Genomic DNA, 19,592 nt, shown 5'->3' with positions numbered 1-19,592 from the left:
CTTTCGGCCCATCAGGAGATCCCGGGAATGAACCCCATCATGCCCCGATCCCCTGATGTTTTCAACTTTCCAGGACGGGAGCCCCCCGGAGGCGCCCCAGGAACCGGTCCTTGGCCGCCACGAACCACCGGCTGAACCGCGCCATGTAGATGTAGATCACGGGCGTCGTGTAGATGGTCAGCACCTGGCTGACGATGAGGCCCCCCACGATGGCGATGCCCAGGGGGCGGCGCAGCTCCGCGCCCGCGCCGCGGCCCAGGGCCAGGGGCAGGCCTCCCAGAAGGGCGGCCATGGTGGTCATGGTGATGGGCCGGAACCGCAGGAGGCAGGCCTGGAAGATGGCCTCCTCGGTGGTCAGGCCTTCCCGGCGCTCGGCCTCGATGGCGAAGTCGATCATCAGGATGGCGTTCTTCTTCACGATGCCGATGAGCAGGATGATGCCGATGAAGGCGATGAAGCTCAGTTCCGTGCCGCAGATGAGCAGGGCCACCAGGGCGCCCAGGCCCGCCGACGGCAGCGTGGAGAGGATGGTCAGGGGGTGGATCAGGCTCTCGTAGAGGATGCCCAGCACGAGGTACACCGCCAGGAAGGCCGCCAGCACCAGGATGGGCTCGTTGGCCAGGGAGGCCTTGAAGGCCTGGGCCGTGCCCATGAAATTGCCCCGGATGGTGGCCGGGAGCCGGATCTGCTCCTGGGCCTTCTCGATGGCCGTCACCGCGTCGCCGATGGCGACCCCGGGGGCCAGGTTGAAGGTGATGGTCACCGAGGGCAGCTGGCCCTGGTGGGCCACCGCCAGCAGGGTGGTCTCCCGGCTGAACTTCGCGAAGGCCGAAAGGGGCACCATGGCCCCGGTGGTGGAGTGCACGTAGATCTTGTCCAGGGATTCGGGGTTCTGCCAGTAGGCGGGGGCCACCTCCAGCACCACGTGGTACTGGATGAGGTCGGTGTACATGGTCGAGACCGGCCGCTGCCCGAAGGCGTCGTAGAGCGTGTTGTCGATCATCTGGGGCGTCACGCCCAGGCGCGCCGCGGTGGGGCGGTCCACCACCACGCTGGCCTGGAGGCCCTGGTTCTGCTGGTCGGTGTTCACGTCGGCCAGTTCCTTGATGCCCCGCATCTTCTCGAAGACGCGGGGGGCCCACTGGAACAGCTCCCGGGACTCGTCCCCCTGCAGGGTGTACTGGAACTGGGCGTTGCCGCCCCGGCCCCCGATGCGGATGTCCTGCACCGGCTGGAGGTAGAGGGTGGCTCCGGCGACCTTGGAGAGCTTGCCACGCAGGCGGTTGATGATCTGGTCGGCGTTGACGTCCCGCTCGTTCATGGGCTTGAGGGCCACGAAGACCCGGCCGGTGTTGGTGGTGCCGCCGCCGCCCACGGAGCCCGAGACCGCGCTCACCGCCGGGTCGGCCTTGACGATGGTGACGAACTCCCGCAGCCGGCCCTTCATGGCCTGGAAGGAGATGGACTGGTCGGCCTGGATGGCGCCCATGATCCGGCCCGTGTCCTGCTGGGGGAAGAAGCCCTTGGGCACGAAGATGTAGAGCAGGACCGTGGCGGCCGCGGTGCCCAGGGCCGTCATGAAGGTCAGCCGCTTGTGCCGCAGGACCCAGGAGAGGCTGCGCTCGTAGCCGCCCAGGACCGCCTTGAACCACCGCTCGGAGGCCAGGAAGAGCCTGCCGTGGTGGGCCTCGGAGGCCGGCCGCAGGAGCCGGGCGCACATCATGGGCGTGGTGGTGAGCGAAACGACCATGGACATGAGGATGGCCACCGACAGGGTGACGGCGAACTCCCGGAAGAGCCGGCCCACGATGCCGCCCATGAGGAGGATGGGGATGAACACGGCGCAAAGCGAGATGCTGATGGAGAGCACGGTGAACCCGATCTCCCGCGCCCCCTCCATGGCCGCCTCGTAGGGGGCCAGGCCCCCCTCCAGGTGCCGGGTGATGTTCTCCACGACCACGATGGCGTCGTCCACCACGAAGCCGGTGGCGACCGTCAGCGCCATGAGGGAGAGGTTGTCCACGCTGTAGCCCAGCAGGTACATCACGCCGAAGGTGCCCACCAGGGACACCGGCACGGCGACACTGGGAATCAGCGTCGAGCGCCAGTCCCGCAGGAAGATGAAGACCACCAGGATCACCAGCCCGATGGAAATCAGCAGGGTCCGTTCCACGTCCTTGACCGAGGCCCGGATGGTCTGGGTGGCGTCGAGCACCTCTTCGAAGGTCACGGAGGGCGGGAGGGAGGCCTTGAGCTGGGGCTCCAGGGCCCGCACCGCGTCCACGGTGTCGATGATGTTGGCCCCGGGCTGCCGGAAGACGGCCATGCTCACCGAGGGCTTGCCGTTGGTGAGGCCGTCGTTGCGCAGGTCCTCCACGGAGTCGGTGACCTTGGCCACGTCCGCCACCCTCAGGGCGGTGCCGCCCTTGAAGGCGATGACCAGGTCCCCGTAGTCCTTGGCCTTGAGCAGCTGGTCGGTGGTGTTGATGATGCTGGTGGTGCCTTCGGTGGTCAGCGAGCCCTTGGGCTGGTTGACGTTGGCCGCCACCAGGACCCGGCGCACGTCCTCGAGGCCGAGGCCCCGGGCGTGGAGGGCGTCGGGATCCACCTCCACCCGCACCGCGGGCAGGGCGCCGCCCCACACGAAGACCTGGCCGACCCCGGGCACCTGGGAAAGGCGCTGCTGCAGGACCTTGGAGGCGATGTCGTACATGTTCTGCCGCGGAACGATGTCCGAGGTGAGCGCGAAGAGCATCACCGGGGCGTCCGCGGGGTTGACCTTGCGGTAGCGGGGGTTGTTGGGGAGGTTGGCGGGCAGCTGGCCCCGGGCGGCGTTGATGGCGGCCTGCACGTCGCGCGCGGCCGCGTCGATGTTGCGGTTCAGGTCGAACTGCAGGGTGATGCTGGTGGATCCCAGGGAGCTGTTGGAGGTCATCTCCGTGATGCCCGCGATGCGCCCGAACTGCCGCTCCAGGGGCGTGGCCACCGAGGAGGCCATGGTCTCGGGGCTGGCGCCGGGCAGGCCCGCCGACACCTGGATGGTGGGGAACTCCACCTGGGGCAGCGGGGACACCGGCAGGAACTTGAACGCCAGGCTCCCGGCCAGGGCGATGGCGATGGTCAGGAGGGAGGTGGCGATGGGCCGCCGGATGAACGGGGCGGAAATGCTCATCGGGCCTCGGCCGGGACGCCGGCCTTGCGCAGGCCCCTGAGCCGGCGCGCGATGCGGTCGAAGGCGAGGTAGATGACCGGGGTGGTGTAGAGGGTCAGCACCTGGCTGAAGATGAGGCCGCCGATGATGGAGATGCCCAGGGGCCGGCGGAGCTCGGCGCCCACGCCCGTGCCCATGGCCAGGGGGACCGCGCCCAGGAGCGCGGCCATGGTGGTCATCATGATGGGCCGGAAGCGAAGCAGGCAGGCCTGGTAGATGGCCTCCTCCGGGGGCAGGCCCTCCTTGCGCTCGGCGTCGATGGCGAAGTCGATCATCAGGATGGCGTTCTTCTTCACGATGCCGATGAGCAGGATGATGCCGATGAGCGCGATGACGCTGAAGTCGGTGCGGCAGATCATGAGGGACAGCAGGGCCCCCACGCCCGCCGACGGCAGGGTGGAGAGGATGGTCACGGGATGGATGTAGCTCTCGTACAGGACGCCCAGCAGGATGTACATGGTCACCAGGGCGGCCAGGATGAGGAACGGCGTGTTGACCAGCGATGCCCGGAAGGCCTGGGCCGTGCCCTTGAACTCGGACTGGAGGCTGCCGGGCATGTCCATGCGGGCCCGGACCTTCTCGATCTCCTTGACCGCGTCGCCGATGGAGGCGCCCCGGGCCAGGTTGAAGGAGATGGTGGCCGCGGGGAACTGCCCCTGGTGGTTGATGGCCAGTGGCGCGAAATTGTTCTCCACCCGGGTGATGGCCGTGATGGGCACGGCCCCGCCCGTGGAGGACTTGAGGAAGACGTTGTCCAGGGCGCGGGGCCCCTCCCGGAATCCCTCCATGGTCTCCAGGACCACGCGGGTCTGGTTCAGCTCCGTGAAGATGGTGGAGATCTGGCGCTGGCCGAAGGCGTCGTACAGGGCGTCGTCCAGCATCTTGGGCGTGATGCCCAGGCGCGCGGCGCTGGAGCGGTCGATGACCAGGCGCGTCTGGAGGCCGTTGTCCTGGAGGTCGCTGGCCACGTCGCGCAGGATGGGGATCTTCGAGATCTCGGCCACGAACCGGGGCACCCAGGTGCCCAGGACCTTGGAGTCGGGGTCCTCCATGGAGTACTGGTACTGGGTGCGGCTGACCCGGTCCTCGACCGTGAGATCCTGCACGGGCTGCATGTAGAGCTTGATGCCGTCGATGCGCTCCAGCTCGGGCTTGATGCGCCGGATGATGTCGCTTGCGCTGAGCTTGCGTTCGTCCAGGGGCTTGAGGTTGATCTGGATGCGGCCGGAGTTGAGCGTGGAGTTGGTGCCGTCGACGCCGATGAAGGAGGACAGGCTCTCCACCGCCGGATCCAGGAGGATCACCTCGGCCAGTTCCTGCTGCTTGCGGGCCATGGCCTTGAACGATACCGTCTGGGGGGCCTCGGAGATGCCCAGGATCACCCCGGTGTCCTGCACGGGGAAGAATCCCTTGGGGATCCAGACGTACAGCAGCACCGTGACGCCCAGGGTGCCCACGGCCACCCACAGGGTGGCGGTCTGGCGCTTGAGGACCCAGGTGAGGGTGCGGCCGTAGAAGGCGATGACGGCCTTGAAGACCCGCTCGGAAGACTGGTAGAACCGGCCCTTCTCGTGCTCGGCCTGGTTGCGCAGGAGCCGCGCGCACATCATGGGGGTGAGCGTCAGGGACACCACGGCCGACACGATGATCGTCACGGCCAGGGTCACGGCGAACTCCCGGAATAGCCTGCCCACGATGTCGCCCATGAACAGCAGGGGGATGAGCACCGCGATGAGCGAGACCGTCAGGCTCACGATGGTGAAGCCGATCTGCTCCGAGCCGCGCAGCGCCGCCTCCATGGGCGGCACGCCCTCCTCGATGTACCGCATGATGTTCTCGATCATGACGATGGCGTCGTCCACCACGAAGCCGGTGGAGATGGTCAGGGCCATGAGGGTGAGGTTGTTCAGGCTGTAGCCCAGGACGTACATCACCGCGAAGGTGCCCACCAGGGACAGCGGGACGGCGAAGCTGGGAATGATCGTGGCCGCGAAGGTCCGCAGGAACAGGAAGATCACCAGGATCACCAGGGCGATGGTGAGCATCAGCTCGAACTCCACGTCCTCCACCGAGGCGCGGATGGTGGTGGTGCGGTCCGTGAGGATCTGCATCTTCACCGCGGCGGGGATGGACGCCTGGAGCTGCGGGAGCAGGGTCTTGATGCGGTCCACCACCGCGATGATGTTGGCCCCGGGCTGGCGCTGGATGTTGAGGATCACGGCCGGGGTCCTGTTCATCCAGGCCGCGAGCTTGGCGTTCTCGGTGCCGTCCACGACCGTGGCGACGTCCTGGAGGGTGATGGGGTTGCCGTTCTTGTAGGCGATGACCAGGGGCTTGTACTGGGCGGAGGAGAGGAGCTGGTCGTTGGCGCCGATGGCGTACGACTGCATCTTCCCGTCGAAGGCGCCCTTGGCCTGGTTGACGTTGGCCGCGCCCACGGCGGTGCGGATGTCGGCCAGGGAGAGGCCGTAGGAGGCCAGGGCCGCTGGGTTGGCCTGCACGCGCACGGCGGGCTTCTGGCCGCCGCTGATGCTCACCAGGCCCACGCCGGGCAGCTGGCTGATCTTCTGGGCGAGCCGCGTGTCGGCGAACTCCTCCACCTTGGGCAGGGCCAGGGTGTCCGAGGAGAGGGCCAGGGTGAGGATGGGGGCGTCGGCCGGGTTCGTCTTGGAGTAGATGGGCGGGTTGGGAAGGTCGGCGGGCAGGTAGGTGCCCGCGGCGTTCACCGCGGCCTGCACCTGCTGCTCGGCCACGTCGATGTTGAGGTCCAGGACGAACTGGAGGGTGACCAGGGAGCTACCCTCCGACGAGCTGGAGGTCATCTGGTTCAGGCCGGGAAGCTGGCCGAACTGCCTCTCCAGGGGGGCCGTGATGGCCGTGGCCACCACGTCGGGGCTGGCGCCGGGGTAGAAGGTCTGCACCTGGATGGTGGGGTAGTCCACCTGGGGCAGGGCCGACACCGGCAGCTGCTTGAAGCCCAGGATGCCCACCAGCATGATCCCGGCCATGAGCAGGGACGTGGCGATGGGCCGGAGGATGAACGGCCTGGATGGATTCATTTGGCGGCCTTGGGGGCGCCCTGCCCTTCCTCGAGGACCTTGCTGCCGGGCCGCAGCTTGTCGAGGCCGCTGACCACGACCTTCTCGCCGGGCTTGAGGCCCTTGCGCAGGGCAGTGACGTCGCCCTCCGTGGCCTGGGGCTCCACGGGCCGCAGCTCGACGGTGGCGTCGGGCTTGATGACGTAGACGAAGGTGCCGGTGGGGCTGCGCTGAACGGCGGCCGCGGGGATCATGAGGACCCCGCGCAGGGTGTCCACCAGGAGCCGGGCGTTGACGAACTGGTTGGGGAAGAGGGCGCCGTCCCTGTTGGCGAACTGGGCCTTGATGCGCACGGTGCCGGTGGTGGCGTCCACCTGGTTGTCCACGGCGAGCAGGGTTCCGGAGGCCAGCCGGCTCGTCATGTCGCGGTCATAGACTTCCACCACGGGCGCCTTGCCGCCCTTGCTGCTGTCCAGCACGCTCTGGATGTTGTCGGCCGGAACGGAGAAGAGCACGTTGATGGGAGAGATGGGCGTGAGGGTGACCAGGCCCGTGGCGTCCGAGGCCTTGACGGTGTTGCCCGTGTCCACCAGGCGCAGGCCCACCTTGCCCGAGACCGGCGCGGTGATGCGGCTGTAGGTGAGGTTGAGCTTGGCGCTCTCCACCGACCCGGTGTCGGCCTTGACGGCGGCCTCGCACTGGTCGACCAGGGCGCTCTGGGTGTCCAGCTGCTGCCGGGAGACGATCTTCTGGTCGAACAGGGACTGGATGCGCGCCAGGTCCATGCGGGCGTTGCGCAGGACGGACTGGTCCTTGGCCATCTGCCCTTCGGCCTGGAGCAGCTGCACCTGGTAGGGCCGGGGGTCGATGGTGATCAGCAGGTCGCCCGCGGCCACCAGCTGCCCTTCCCGGAAGTGGATCTTCATGATCTGGCCATCCACCCGGGTCTTCACCGTCACCGCGTCCGTGGGCACCACGGTGCCCAGCCCGGAGAGGTTCACGGGCATGTCCCCGGTGCGGGCCACCCCCGAGGCCACCGGGACGGCCCTCTGGGGGGGCGCCGCCTTGGCGCCGCCTGAGAGGCTCTTCACCGTCACGATCCCCGCCACGGCGACCACCACGGCGAGGCCCAGCCAGATCTTCCACCCCTTGCGGGAGGTGCCGGCTTCGAGAGGATTATTGAGAACCGATTCGTTTGCGTCCATGGGGAGCCTAGACCTGTAGGAAATGCCGAGGGGTCAACCCACCGGACGGGTGTTCGGGATACACATCGTTACCAGAGGTATTCTAGCAAAGTCGTGACGGATGGGACGTTTATTCCGGATCCGCCGGGCGCCCTCTAACCTTGGACCGCGGGTGAAGCCAAGCGTTTACGGTGAAATGACCCCCCTGAAAGAAGGTCCCTGCGTCATTCTAACCCCCGCCCGGCCCCTTACCCCCGACAACTGCGCTTCGAGGTCACCATGGTCCCCCACGCCCTCCTCCTGGTCCCCGCCCTCGTGGCCGCCCCCACCCCGGAGGCGGCGGTGGCCGCCGTGCTGGACGACTGGCATCTGGCCGCCGCCCAGGCCGATGAGGCCCGCTACTTCGGCCACCTGGCGGAGGAGGCCGTGTTCCTGGGCACGGACCCCGCCGAGCGCTGGCCCAAGCCCGCCTTCCGGGCCTTCGCCCACCCCTTCTTCGCCCGGGGCAGGGCCTGGTCCTTCCGGGCGGCGCGCCGCACCGTCGCCTTCGCCGGGCGGGGCGCCGTGGCCTATTTCGAGGAGGACCTGGAGACCCCCAACCTGGGCCCCTGCCGCGGGAGCGGCGTTCTGGAGCTGCGGGACGGCGCCTGGAAGCTGCTCCAGTACAATCTGTCCGTGCCCATCCCCAACCCCCTGATGGACGAGGTCAGGGACCGCATCCGGAACCACAGGGCCACGGGCAAATAGATCAAACAATTCAACGAACCTGGACCTGAGAGGGTGTCTGCTCCATCTCCGGCGGGGGATCCGGGCCTGGCGGCGGAAACACTCAATTCGCCCACCACCAGCTTCAGGATCCGCGAAACAGGCGTAGTCTGGCTGCGTCCCCTCCGGCGGAACGGCCCGATGCCCTTTCTCCCCAGGTTCCACCCGGGAGTGGTGCACCCATGAACAACCTCATTCTCCTGACCGGCGCCACAGGCTACGTTGGCGGGCGGCTCCTGCGGGCCCTGGAGCGCGAAGGCCATGCCCTGCGCTGCCTTGTGCGCCAACCCGGGCGGCTCCAGGGGCGGGTGGGCCCCGCCACCCAGGTCGTGGCCGGGGATGTCCTGGAAAACACCGGGTTGGGGGAGGCCCTGGAGGGGGTCGAGGTGGCCTATTACCTGGTGCATTCCATGGGTTCGGCAGGGGAATTCGAGGCGGACGACCGCCTCGCTGCCCAAAACTTCGGAGCCGCGGCACGGGATGCGGGCGTCCGGCGGATCATCTACCTGGGAGGGCTGGGCCACACGGACGCGGGGACGTTGTCCCCCCACCTCCGGAGCCGCCAGGAAGTGGGGGCCATCCTCCGCGAGAGCGGGGTTCCGGTGCTGGAGTTCCGGGCATCCATCGTCCTGGGTTCCGGGAGCCTGTCCTTCGAACTGATCCGGGCTCTGGTGGAAAGGCTGCCCCTGATGATCACCCCGCGGTGGGTCTCGGTCCTGGCCCAACCCATCGCCATCGAGGACCTGGTGGCCTACCTCCTGGCCGCGATCCCGGTTCCCATGGAGGGGAGTCGGGTTTTCGAGATCGGCGGGGCGGACCGGGTGACCTACGGCGACATCATGCGTGCCTATGCCCGCCAGCGGGGCATCCGCCTGCTCATGATCCCGGTGCCGTTCCTGACCCCCTACCTCTCCAGTCTCTGGCTGGGCCTGGTCACCCCGGTGTACGCCCGCATCGGCCGGAAGCTCATCAACAGCATCCGCCATCCTTCCCTGGTGGTGGACGACCGGGCCCTGAGGCATTTCGCGGTGCGTCCCATGAGCGCGGAGGAGGCCATCCGCCGGGCCCTGGTGCACGAGGATGCCGCCTACGCCGGCACGCGCTGGTCGGATGCCCTGTCCTCCTCGGGACGGACCCGGACCTGGGGCGGCGTCCGTTTCGGCACCCGCCTGGTGGATACCCGCACCCTGAGTGTGGCTGCACGGCCCGCCCAGGCCTTCGCCGCCGTCCAGCGCATCGGCGGCGCGACGGGCTGGTACGCCTGCAATGCCCTCTGGCGGTTGCGGGGGGCCCTGGATCTGCTGGCCGGGGGGGTGGGCATGAGGCGCGGCCGGGCCCACCCCGAGGACCTGCGGGTGGGGGATGCGGTGGATTTCTGGCGGGTGGAGGCCCTGGAGCCGGGCCGGCTGGTGCGTCTGAGCGCCGAGATGAAACTGCCCGGAAGGGCCTGGCTGGAATTCGAGGTGACCCCGGATGGCGAGGGCTGCACGCTGCGCCAGACGGCCATCTTCGACCCCGTGGGGTTCTGGGGGCAGGCCTACTGGTATGCCCTGTTCCCGGTGCACCAGGTGGTGTTCGCCAGGATGCTGCGCGGCATCGGGCGGCATTCCGTCGGGGCCTGACCGCCGGGGGAGCGTCTCCCTCGCGGCCCTTTCCCGGTTTCAGTCCCCCATGCAGATTCCCAGGTCCCGCGCCGTCTGGAGCGTATCCCCGTCCAGGGGCACGCCCTTCATGCGGCCGGCCACCTCGGCGAGCGGCACATAGTTCACGCCGTTCACGGCCAGGGCCACCATGACCCCGCTGTACCCCTCGTCCAGGGCGCGCACGGCGGCGGCGCCGAAGCGCAGGGCCGCCAGACGGTCGAAGGAGGTGGGGCTGCCGCCGCGCAGGAGGTGGCCCAGCACCACGCACCGGGAATCCTTGCCGGTGCGCTCCTGCAGGGCCTTGCACACCTGGTCGCCCATGCCGCCCAGGCGCTCGGCGTGGCCGGTCTCGGCGGCGGCGGCGACGAGCCGGGCGCCATCCTTGGGCGCGGCGCCTTCGGCGACCATGACCAGGGAATACATGCGGTTGTGGAAGTCGCGGGTGCGGATGGCCTCCACCACCTTGTCCAGGTCGAAGGGGATCTCGGGGATGAGGATGGCGTGGGCGCTGCCGGAGATCCCGGCGTGCAGGGCGATCCACCCGGCGTAGCGGCCCATGACCTCCACGACCATCACCCGCTGGTGGCTCTCGGCGGTGCTGTGCAGGCGGTCCAGGCACTCGGTGGCGAAGGCCACGGCGGAATCGAACCCGAAGGTGGTGAAGGTCTTGTCCAGGTCGTTGTCGATGGTCTTGGGGACGCCCACCACGCGCAGGCCCTTCTCCGCCAGGGCGTTGGCGATGGTCAGGGAGCCGTCGCCGCCCACGGAGATCAGGGCGTCGAGTTCGCGCTTGGCGAAGAACTCCAGGATCTCGTCGGTGCGGTCCACCTCGCGGATGGTGCCGTCGGGCATCTTCAGGGGGAAGTGGCAGGGGTTGCCCTTGTTGGTGGTGCCCAGGAGGGTGCCGCCCAGGTGGGTGATGCCCCGCACCCGGTCCCGGGTGAGGCGGAAGACGCCCCCGTCGGCGTAGCGCTCGGGGAAGAAGATCCCGTTGAAGCCCTCGCGGATGCCGTAGACCTCCCAGCCGCGGCGCTGGGCGGCGATGGTGGCGGCGCGGATGACGGCGTTGAGGCCCGGGGCGTCGCCGCCTCCGGTGCAGATGGCCACGCGTCGGATGGAGCTGTTCATGGGATTCTCACGGCTGGGAAAGGGTTGGGAGGAGATCCCCCCATTGTGGCACTATCAGGCGTTGACGGAGGGGATCCATGTCCGGCGCCTACGCGAAATTCACCCACATGACCGACTACATGGCCCTGGAGGGCCTGCTGACGGACGAGGAGCGCATGGTGCGGGAGACCGCCCGGGAATTCGTGAACCGGGAGGTGCTGCCCATCATCGAACACCACGCCCAGGAGCGGACCTTCCCGGCCCACCTGGTGCCGATGATGGGGGAGCTGGGCTTCTTCGGGGCCACGCTGCCCGAGAAGTACGGGTGCGCGGGCCTGTCCCAGACCGCCTACGGGCTCCTCATGTACGAGCTCGAGCGGGGCGACTCGGGCCTGCGCTCGTTCGCCTCGGTGCAGGGCTCCCTGGTGATGTGGCCCATCCACGCCTACGGCAGCGAGGCCCAGAAGGACCACTGGCTCCCCCTCCTGGCCTCGGGGGCGAAGATCGGCTGCTTCGGCCTCACGGAGCCCGATTTCGGCTCCAACCCCGGCGGCATGCTCACCCGGGCCGAGCGCCTTCCCGGCGGCCGGTGGCGGCTCAACGGCACCAAGATGTGGATCACCAACGGCACCGTGGCGGACGTGGCCCTGGTGTGGGCCCGCACCGACGAGGGCATCCGCGGCTTCCTGGTGGAAAAGGGCACCAAGGGCTTCTCGGCCCCCGAGACCCACGGCAAGTGGAGCCTGCGCGCCTCGGTCACGTCCGAACTGGTGCTGGAGGACGTGGAGGTGGACGGCGAGGCCGGCCTCCTGCCCCTGGCCCGGGGCCTCAAGGCGCCGTTGTCCTGCCTCACCCAGGCCCGCTACGGCATCGCCTGGGGGGCGCTGGGCGCCGCCGACGCCTGCTACCAGTGCGCCCTGGACTATGCCAAGAGCCGCGTGCAGTTCGACAAGCCCATCGCCGGCACCCAGCTCCAGCAGGAGAAGCTGGCCTGGATGGTCACCGAGCTCACCAAGGGCCAGCTCCTGGTGCTGCAGCTGGCCCGGCTGAAGGAGCAGGGCAACTACACCCCCGCCCAGGTGTCGATGGCCAAGATGAACAACGTGAACGCCGCGCTGGAGATCTGCCGCAAGGCCCGCACGATCCTGGGCGCCAACGGCATCCTGGACGAGTTCCCCGTGATGCGCCACATGGCCAACCTGGAGAGCGTCTACACCTACGAAGGCACCCACGACATGCACACCCTCATCATCGGCGAGGAGGTGACGGGGATCGCCGCCTACCGGTGATCACGGCACGCATACCGAACCGCTCTTGAGACCGGCCACGGCGATGTCCGTGCCGTCGTCCAGGATCAGCAGGGCCCGGCCGCCCTCCATGCGCACGTCCACGATCATGTGGTTGAGGTACCGGGCGAAGGGGTCCCGGTGCCACACGACGCCCGTGGGCCAGGCGCGGCGGTAGGCCTCCACCACCGGGTCCACCACGCCCAGCACCGACTTCAGCGCCTCCTGGAAGGCGGGCCCGAAGCCCGGCGGCACCTCGCGTCCCAGGCCCGCGGCCCACAGGAAGGCCTCGGGGCGCAGGGTGCCGCGGTAGTCCCGGCCGTCCTCCGTCCACTCGCCGCCCATCGCCCAGGGGCTCATCTTCAGGCCGCCGGTGGCCACCACGGTGGCCTTGGACAGGGTCACCCGGCGGCTGCGCGAGGCGCCCAGGTGCAGGTAGACGCCCAGGAGGGGCTCGTCCACCCCGGTGCCCACGAAATCCTCCCGGCGGGAGGGGTCGTCATGGAAGACCACCGCCCGCAGGGGCAGGCCCTCGAAGCAGGCGGCCACCTGCCGGGCCGGGGCGTCCCTCTTCCCGAACAGGCCGGTAACTGCCGTCTCCCAGGCCGCCTGCACCGAGGCCAGGCAGACCACCCCCTCGGGCAGGCCCAGGTCCGTGAACGGCAGGGGGTTCTCGCGCCAGTCCCGGGCGAGGGCGGGAACCACCTGCCGGAACAGGATCAGGGCCGGATCCAGGTCCCAGTGGACTTCGGGCTCATACCCCAGCTCCCGGCACAGCTTGAACCAGGCTCCGGCCGGCGAGGCCTGTCCCAGCTCGAAGACGGCGTTGCCGTCCAGGAAGACCCGCAGGTCCGGGGTGGCGGGGGCGAATTGCAGGAGGATCTCATGGTCGCCCAGGGTGGCCAGGGCCGTCTCCAGGTACGGCTCGTCCACGGAATCCAGGACCGAGAGGGGTTCGCGAAGGACCCAGGCGCCTTTGTGCATGGCGGAACCTCCAGGAAGCCACCCCAATATAGGCCTACAGCACCGCCCTTCCCGTTTTTTTCAGGCTGAGCTCCAGGGTGAATTCCGCCACGGTTTCCAGGCCCGAAGGCGTCCGCACGGCGCCGCGCACCCTCACCGGCGCGGTCTGCCGCTCCTCCGATGCCAGGGCCCGCTCCACCAGCTCGCCGATCAGGGCGCCGTCCTCGCAGATGAAGCGCACGTCCGCCTCCGGGCGCTTCAGGAACCGGGCCTCGAAGGACTTGAAGACGAGGGTGAGCCCCGCCTTCCGGGCCCGGATCCGCTCCACCGCCAGCAGCCCCCCGGCGCAGTCGGCGCCGATGGCGAGGGCACCGAAATACATGGAGCCCAGGTGGTTGCGCGTCCATCGCCGGAGGGGGACCCGGACGACGCAGTGGTCCGCGTCCAGCTCCTCGAGGGTGGGGCGCACCGAGGCCAGGAGCGGGATGCGGGCCCAGCCCAGCAGGCGCAGGGCGAAGGTGCGGCGGAGGAGCTCGAAGGTGTCCATGGCCCAGCATAGGGTTTGCGGAACCTCCGTCCAGTTCCGGCCATCCCTGGCAGCACGATGAAAGCCAGCCGCCGCTTCCCCATCCTCATCGACCTGCTCCTCGCACACTTCCGGACCCACGGCAACCTCACGGTGGGCGCCTGCGGGGAGATGGCCCCGGGGGTGGCCCTCTTCCTGCCCGAGGGCCTGGAGCCGGAGTCCCTTCCGCCCTCCCCCAGCCTCGCGCGCCCCCTGGCCATCACCGGCCCCCTGCCCCCGGACTGGGGGCCCTGGCCCCATTTCGGCATCTCCAGGGGCCGGTTCCGCGCGGCCATCCCCCTGGATCCGGGCACGGACCTCTACGGCACCGGGGAGGTGGCGGGGCCCCTGCGGCGCAACGGCAGGACCGTCATCCTGTGGAACAGCGGCTACCCCGGCTACGCCAAGGACGAGGGCCGCCGCCTGTACCAGAGCCATCCCTGGGTGCTGGCGGTGAGGCCCGACGGCTCGGCCTTCGGCGTCATCTTCGACACCAGCTGGAAGGCGGAACTGGAGTGCGGCGTCGAGATCGTCTGCACCAGCCAGGGCCCGGGCCTGCCGGTGATCATCCTCCGGGGCCCGACGCCCGCGGACGTGCTCCGGTCCCTGGGCGACCTCACCGGGCGCATGGAGCTGCCGCCCCGGTGGGCCCTGGGCTACCACCAGTGCCGCTACTCCTACGTGCCCGAGACGCGGGTGCGGGACGTCGCCCGGGAGTTCCGGGAGCGGGGCATCCCCTGCGACGCCCTGTGGCTCGACATCGACTACATGGACGGGTTCCGCGTCTTCACCTTCAACCCCCAGGGCTTCCCGGATCCCGCGGGACTCGCGGCCGACCTGGGCGCCATGGGGTTCCGGCTGGTGGTGACCATCAACCCGGGGGTGCGCGCCGAGCCCGGCTACCCCGTCTTCGACTCCGGCACCCGGGCCCGGGCCTGGATCACCACCCAGGCCGGGCGCGTCTTCAAGGGCAAGGTGTGGGCCAGTTCCTGCGTGTTCCCGGACTTCACCTCCCCGCGGGTGCGGGCGTGGTGGGCGGGCCTGCATCCCCCGCTGCTGGAAGCCGGGGTGGCCGGGCTCTGGAACGACATGAACGAGCCCTCGATCTTCGACGGGCCCGACCTGACCCTGCCGGAGACCGCGCGCCACGCCGGCGGGGGCGGGCTCCGGCCGGGCTCCCATCTGCAGTACCACAACCTCTACGGCATGCTCATGGTGCGCGCCACCCGGGACGGCCTGCTGGGGGCGCGCCCCGACCGGCGCCCCTTCATCCTCACCCGCTCCAACTTCCTGGGCGGCCAGCGCTACGCCGCCACGTGGACCGGGGACAACTACTCGACCGAAGGCGACTTCAAGCTGGCCACGCCCATGAGCCTGACCCTGGGCCTCTCGGGCCAGCCCTTCAACGGCCCGGACCTGGGGGGCTTCGTGGGGGACCCCTCCCCGTCCCTCTGGGCGAGATGGGTGGGCACCGGAGCCTTCTTCCCCTTCTGCCGGGGCCACTCGGACAAGGGCACCCGCAAGAAGGAGCCCTGGGCGTTCGGACCCGGGGTGGAGCGGACCGCGCGCATCGCCCTGCTGCGCCGCTACCGCCTCCTGCCCTACCTCTACACCTGCTTCCAGGAAGCCGCCGCCACGGGCCTGCCCGTGATGCGGCCCCTGTTCCTGGCCGACCCCGCCAACCCCGCCCTGCGCAGCGAGGAGCGCTGCTTCCTGGTGGGGGGCGACCTCCTGGTGGTTCCGCCCGGCACGAGGAGCGCCCCCCGGCCCAGGGGTCCCTGGCATCCCCTGTCCCTGGTGGAGGGCGACCTGGAGGACCGCCACCAGGCGCGCCTCTTCGCAAGGGGCGGGAGCATCCTCCCGCTGGGACCGGGGGCCATGTGCACCGCCGAGGCGCCCGAAGGGGCCACCGCCCTCCTGGTGGTGCCCGGCGAGGACGGCCGCGCCCAGGGCCGGCTCTACCACGACGCGGGCGACGGCTTCGCCTACCGCAACGGCGACTTCCGCCTGGTCACCTACCAGGCCGAACTGCGCGGGGACATTGTCGACCTCAAGATCCTGAGCACCCAGGGCCGCCGGCCCAGGCCCGCCGCAAACATAACGATCGAAAGGCTGTTACCAACAGGCGACCGGGCGTTCTGCTGGGAGGGCCCGTTCTGAAGGCTTGGCAGCGCGCCCGATCCATGATCCAATCCATCCCTTAGAGCAGGAACATGACCGCCCATTCCGCGACCTTCACCTTTACCCCCGCCGCCCGCCGTAATTATTACGGCGGCGGCGGAGGACTGGTCGAGGCATGGAGCCCTAGAAGCTAGCAGCTCCCGCACCCCTTCGAACCCGTCCCCCATGACCTGGCGGACGGGTTTTTTCGTTGCCGGGAAGGGCGGACACCCCAGGAGAACCCCATGGACCCCAAGCTTGAAACCCTCGGCGCCGCCCGCAGGGAGATCGACGAGACCGACCGCGAACTCATCCGCCTCCTGGCGCGCCGCTTCGACGCGGTGCGCCTGGTGGCCGGCGCCAAGGCGGCCGACGGCGAGAAGCCCGTCATGGACAACGACCGCGAACGGGACGTGCTCTCCGCCTGGATCAGGGACGCCGAGGACCTGGGCCTCTCGGCCCCCTTCGCCCGCAGGATCCTCAAGGAGATCCTCAGCCACTCCCGCCGGCTCCAGGAGCCCGTGGTCGAGGGCAGCGTCTCCCGCGCCCGCAAGGTGAAGGTGGGCTACCAGGGCGTGCTGGGCTCGTACAGCTCGGCGGCCGCGGCCCACCTCATGGCCACCCGCAGCACCCAGGGCAGCGAGCTCGTGGGCCACCCCATGTTCCTGGACGTGGTGGAGGCCCTGCAGTGCGGGGCCATCGACTACGGCTTCCTGCCCATCGAGAACAGCATCGGCGGGGCCATCGCGGACGTGAACCGGCTCCTCATCGACAACCTCCTCCACATCGTGGACGAGGAGGTGTGGGACGTGGACCACGTGCTGGCCGCCAAGCCCGGCGTCACCCTGGAGGAGATCCGCGTGGTGCGCAGCCATCCCGCCGCCCTCACCCAGTGCGAGGGCTTCCTGCGGGCCATGGACGACGTCACCCGCCAGCCCTGGTTCGACACCGCCGGAGCCGCCGAGTCGCTCCTGGAGGAGAGCGCCCGGGACGTGGGGGCCATCTGCTCGGAGGAGGCGGCGCGGGCCCGGGGCCTGGACGTCCTGGCCACCGGCATCGCCGACCAGGAGCACAACGAGACCCGGTTCCTGCTCCTTTCCCGGGCCCCCGAGCCGCCCGACCCGCGCGTGCCCAGCAAGACGTCCCTCGTCTTCCGCCTGAACCACCACGAGGGCACCCTCTCCAAGGCGCTGGGCATCTTCGCCGAGGCCGGGGCCAACCTCACCCGCATCGAGAGCCGGCCCCTGCCGGACACCCCCTGGGAATACCTCTTCTTCGTGGACGTGGAAGGGCACCAGGACGCCCCGGCGCTGGGCAGGGCCCTGAAGGAGCTGCGGGGCTCCTGCAACCACCTGCGGGTCCTGGGCACCTACCCCCGGCGCACCCGCGGCCAGGAGGCCCACCTGGCCCCCGAGGCCGCCACGGCCGCGCCCGAGCCGGTGCTCTCCTGCGAGGCGCGCCCCGTCCCCGGGCCCGCCCCCGCCGCCGGCCCCGTGCGCACCACCTTCAAGATCGGCAACGTCACCATCGGCGAGGGCCACTTCGTGCTCATGTCCGGCCCCTGCGCCGTGGAGAGCCGCCAGCAGATCATGGACGGCGCCCGCATGGTGCGCGCCGCGGGCGCGACCATCCTCCGGGGCGGCGCCTTCAAGCCCCGCACGTCGCCCTACGCGTTCCAGGGCCTGGGCCTCGAGGGCCTGCGCTACCTGGAGGAGGCCGGCCGCGAGTGCGAGATGCCCATCGTCACCGAGATCCTCACCATCGAGGACATCTTCGCGGTCTCGAGCAAGGCCGACATGCTCCAGGTGGGCGCCCGCAACATGCACAACTTCGCCCTGCTCAAGGAGCTGGGCAAGCTGGACAAGCCCATCCTCCTCAAGCGCGGCATGAGCGCCACGGTGAAGGAGCTGCTGCTGGCCGCCGAGTACATCCTCCACGGCGGCAACCAGCGGGTGGTGCTCTGCGAGCGGGGCATCCGCACCTTCGAGACCGCCACCCGGGCCACCCTGGACATCGCCGCGGTGCCCGTCCTGAAGCGTCTCACCCACCTGCCCGTCATCGTGGACCCGTCCCACGCCGCGGGCGTGCGCGAGCTGGTGGTGCCCCTGGCCCTGGCGGCCGCGGCCGCCGGCGCCGACGGCCTCATCGTCGAGGCCCACCCAAACCCCTCCGAGGCCCTGTGCGACAAGGACCAGGCCCTCACCCGCGAGGACATGGCGGCGCTGTATGCTGGTCTGCGACCCATCGTGGATTCCCAGGGGAAGAAATGGTGACCCTCAACACCCGCGCCGGCAGCGCCGGCCTCTCGCCCACCATGGCCGGGGCCTCGGCGCCCTGCCTCCACCCGGACCCCGTGGACCTCACGGTGGGCGAGCCCGAGGGCCTGCCCCCCGTGGCCGTGCGCGAAGCCGCGGCCCGGGCCGCCCTGGAGGGCCGAACCCGCTACGGCCCCGCCCAGGGCCTGCCCGCCCTGCGCGAGCTCCTGGCCGCCGACCTGACCCGGCGGGACGGGGTCCCCCGCACCGCCGACAACCTCCTCGTCACCGCCGGCGGCAAGCCCGCCATCCTCGACGCCCTCCGGTGCGTCCTGGAGCCCGGGGACGAGGTGCTGATCTTCGCCCCCTACTGGCCCACCTTCAAGGACCAGGTGGCCTGGGCCGGAGGCACTCCGGTCATCGTGCCGCCGGGCCCGGACCTCCTGCCCGCGGAGGGCGCCCTGGACCGGGCGCTGGGCCCGCGCACCCGCGCCGTCATCCTCAACCAGCCCTCCAACCCCACCGGGAGGGTGTGGGACCTCCCGCGCCTCCACGACCTGGCCGACGTCATCCTGGAGCGCGACCTCTGGCTGGTGCTGGACCAGGTGTACGGCACCCTCACCCTGGACGGCCCCGAGCTCCCCTTCCTGCGCACCTGCCCCGACCTGGCCGACCGCACCCTCCTGGTGGAGAGCTTCTCCAAGCGCTTCGCCATGACCGGCTACCGCCTGGGCGCCGCCGCCGGCCCCCTGGGCCTCATCCGCGCCATGACCAGCCTGGGCTCCACCAGCGTCACCCACCCCAGCATGATCAGCCAGCACGCCGGCATCGCCGCGCTGGGCCTGGACGGCGCCTTCGAGCGGGAGATGGCCGAGGGCCTCCGGGTCCGCCGGGACCGGCTCCAGGAGGGCCTGAACGCCATCCGGGGCATCCGCTGCGGCCGCCCCGAGGGGGCGATCTACCTCTTCCCCCACGTGGCCGGATGGATGGAGGCCCACGGCGTCGCCTCGGACCCGGAACTCACGGCGCGCCTCCGGGACGAGGCCGGGGTTAAGGTGCTGCCCGGCACCGCCTTCGGCGCGCCCGGGTACCTTCGCATCTCCATCGCCGCGTCCCTGGAGGCGCTGGACAAGGCGCTGGAGCGCATGCGGACCTTCTTCGGGTAGCGGACGTTTGGGAATCGACCCGGCTGAAAACCCTTCTCTGCGAGTGTGATCGCTTTCCCGGCCCATCCGCGGCATCCGATAAGCGGGCGGCTTGCACCTCGAAAAGACTGAACCCACAGGCGCAGAGGATTAAATCCCTTTCATCCCATCAATCCAATTTATCCCCGTTCCAGCAGGGCAAGTGCCGGGATGGGTCCGTGATGGCGGGTGGCCTGCGCGCCGTTTCCCTGCAGGCTTGCCCTGCCAGGA

Annotated in this window: 12 protein-coding genes; 6 read left to right on the top strand and 6 right to left on the bottom strand. The window is 70.0% G+C overall.

Annotated features, from left to right (window positions below; translation table 11 throughout):
- Nucleotides 1-61: 61 nt before the first annotated feature.
- From RAH40_RS18805 to RAH40_RS18795, 3 genes are read right to left on the bottom strand one after another with little or no spacing between them, the layout of a single operon-like run.
- Nucleotides 62-3,172 (bottom strand): multidrug efflux RND transporter permease subunit, encoded by a 3,111-nt coding sequence (locus tag RAH40_RS18805; RefSeq protein ID WP_306599140.1) that lies wholly within the window; start codon nucleotides 3,170-3,172, stop codon nucleotides 62-64.
- Complete coding sequence (locus RAH40_RS18800; protein ID WP_306599139.1) at nucleotides 3,169-6,270, bottom strand: multidrug efflux RND transporter permease subunit; 3,102 nt, start codon at nucleotides 6,268-6,270, stop codon at nucleotides 3,169-3,171. The genes RAH40_RS18805 and RAH40_RS18800 overlap by 4 nt, the downstream gene beginning before the upstream one ends.
- Complete coding sequence (locus RAH40_RS18795) at nucleotides 6,267-7,454, bottom strand: MdtA/MuxA family multidrug efflux RND transporter periplasmic adaptor subunit (RefSeq protein WP_306599138.1); 1,188 nt, start codon at nucleotides 7,452-7,454, stop codon at nucleotides 6,267-6,269. The genes RAH40_RS18800 and RAH40_RS18795 overlap by 4 nt, the downstream gene beginning before the upstream one ends.
- 258 nt (nucleotides 7,455-7,712) lie before the next feature.
- On the opposite strand from RAH40_RS18795, the gene RAH40_RS18790 reads away from it, so the two are divergent.
- Together RAH40_RS18790 and RAH40_RS18785 are read left to right on the top strand one after the other, a co-directional pair.
- Entirely contained in the window at nucleotides 7,713-8,180 is a 468-nt protein-coding gene (locus RAH40_RS18790; protein WP_306599137.1) for a nuclear transport factor 2 family protein, read from the top strand.
- Nucleotides 8,181-8,380: 200 nt separating this feature from the next.
- A complete protein-coding gene (locus RAH40_RS18785; RefSeq protein WP_306599136.1) occupies nucleotides 8,381-9,820 on the top strand; it encodes an SDR family oxidoreductase in 1,440 nt (479 codons plus the stop codon).
- A 39-nt stretch (nucleotides 9,821-9,859) separates the two neighbouring features.
- Here the strand turns inward: RAH40_RS18785 and RAH40_RS18780 are convergent, their stop codons facing one another.
- Nucleotides 9,860-10,969: a 6-phosphofructokinase gene (locus RAH40_RS18780; RefSeq protein WP_306599135.1), complete on the bottom strand. Its 1,110-nt coding sequence runs from the start codon at nucleotides 10,967-10,969 to the stop codon at nucleotides 9,860-9,862.
- Between the two features lie 77 nt (nucleotides 10,970-11,046).
- Here RAH40_RS18780 and RAH40_RS18775 point away from each other — a divergent pair, with 77 nt between their 5' ends.
- Complete coding sequence (locus RAH40_RS18775; RefSeq protein WP_306599134.1) at nucleotides 11,047-12,237, top strand: acyl-CoA dehydrogenase family protein; 1,191 nt, start codon at nucleotides 11,047-11,049, stop codon at nucleotides 12,235-12,237.
- Here the strand turns inward: RAH40_RS18775 and RAH40_RS18770 are convergent, their stop codons facing one another.
- Together RAH40_RS18770 and RAH40_RS18765 are read right to left on the bottom strand one after the other, a co-directional pair.
- Entirely contained in the window at nucleotides 12,238-13,218 is a 981-nt protein-coding gene (locus RAH40_RS18770) for a hypothetical protein (protein ID WP_306599133.1), read from the bottom strand.
- Between the two features lie 34 nt (nucleotides 13,219-13,252).
- Nucleotides 13,253-13,744 carry a DUF4442 domain-containing protein gene (locus RAH40_RS18765; protein ID WP_306599132.1) on the bottom strand — a complete coding sequence of 164 codons (492 nt, stop codon included), beginning with the start codon at nucleotides 13,742-13,744 and terminating at the stop codon, nucleotides 13,253-13,255.
- A gap of 57 nt (nucleotides 13,745-13,801) precedes the next feature.
- Between RAH40_RS18765 and RAH40_RS18760 the strand changes: the two genes are divergently transcribed.
- The 3 genes from RAH40_RS18760 to RAH40_RS18750 all read left to right on the top strand — a co-directional run bounded on the left by RAH40_RS18760 (nucleotide 13,802) and on the right by RAH40_RS18750 (nucleotide 19,343).
- Nucleotides 13,802-15,922: a TIM-barrel domain-containing protein gene (locus RAH40_RS18760; protein WP_306599131.1), complete on the top strand. Its 2,121-nt coding sequence runs from the start codon at nucleotides 13,802-13,804 to the stop codon at nucleotides 15,920-15,922.
- A gap of 245 nt (nucleotides 15,923-16,167) precedes the next feature.
- Nucleotides 16,168-18,195 carry a 3-deoxy-7-phosphoheptulonate synthase gene (gene aroF / locus RAH40_RS18755; RefSeq protein ID WP_306599130.1) on the top strand — a complete coding sequence of 676 codons (2,028 nt, stop codon included), beginning with the start codon at nucleotides 16,168-16,170 and terminating at the stop codon, nucleotides 18,193-18,195.
- Nucleotides 18,189-19,343 (top strand): aminotransferase class I/II-fold pyridoxal phosphate-dependent enzyme, encoded by a 1,155-nt coding sequence (locus RAH40_RS18750; protein ID WP_306599129.1) that lies wholly within the window; start codon nucleotides 18,189-18,191, stop codon nucleotides 19,341-19,343. The genes aroF and RAH40_RS18750 overlap by 7 nt, the downstream gene beginning before the upstream one ends.
- The last annotated feature ends 249 nt before the right edge of the window (nucleotides 19,344-19,592 follow it).

Origin of the sequence: Geothrix sp. 21YS21S-2, assembly GCF_030846775.1 — a bacterium.
Taxonomy (GTDB): domain Bacteria; phylum Acidobacteriota; class Holophagae; order Holophagales; family Holophagaceae; genus Mesoterricola.
Note: the sequence above shows the minus strand (reverse complement) of the source record. Positions and strands in the feature narration are given on the sequence as shown.

Bases quoted from the DNA above. Each gene is read 5' to 3' on its own strand.
- RAH40_RS18805 (WP_306599140.1), bottom strand. From the start codon at position 3,172: ATGAGCATTTCCGCCCCGTTCATCCGGCGGCCCATCGCCACCTCCCTC.
- RAH40_RS18775 (WP_306599134.1), top strand. From the start codon at position 11,047: ATGTCCGGCGCCTACGCGAAATTCACCCACATGACCGACTACATGGCC.
- RAH40_RS18800 (WP_306599139.1), bottom strand. From the start codon at position 6,270: ATGAATCCATCCAGGCCGTTCATCCTCCGGCCCATCGCCACGTCCCTG.
- RAH40_RS18785 (WP_306599136.1), top strand. From the start codon at position 8,381: ATGAACAACCTCATTCTCCTGACCGGCGCCACAGGCTACGTTGGCGGG.
- RAH40_RS18790 (WP_306599137.1), top strand. From the start codon at position 7,713: ATGGTCCCCCACGCCCTCCTCCTGGTCCCCGCCCTCGTGGCCGCCCCC.
- RAH40_RS18750 (WP_306599129.1), top strand. From the start codon at position 18,189: ATGGTGACCCTCAACACCCGCGCCGGCAGCGCCGGCCTCTCGCCCACC.
- RAH40_RS18760 (WP_306599131.1), top strand. From the start codon at position 13,802: ATGAAAGCCAGCCGCCGCTTCCCCATCCTCATCGACCTGCTCCTCGCA.
- aroF (WP_306599130.1), top strand. From the start codon at position 16,168: ATGGACCCCAAGCTTGAAACCCTCGGCGCCGCCCGCAGGGAGATCGAC.
- RAH40_RS18795 (WP_306599138.1), bottom strand. From the start codon at position 7,454: ATGGACGCAAACGAATCGGTTCTCAATAATCCTCTCGAAGCCGGCACC.
- RAH40_RS18770 (WP_306599133.1), bottom strand. From the start codon at position 13,218: ATGCACAAAGGCGCCTGGGTCCTTCGCGAACCCCTCTCGGTCCTGGAT.
- RAH40_RS18765 (WP_306599132.1), bottom strand. From the start codon at position 13,744: ATGGACACCTTCGAGCTCCTCCGCCGCACCTTCGCCCTGCGCCTGCTG.
- RAH40_RS18780 (WP_306599135.1), bottom strand. From the start codon at position 10,969: ATGAACAGCTCCATCCGACGCGTGGCCATCTGCACCGGAGGCGGCGAC.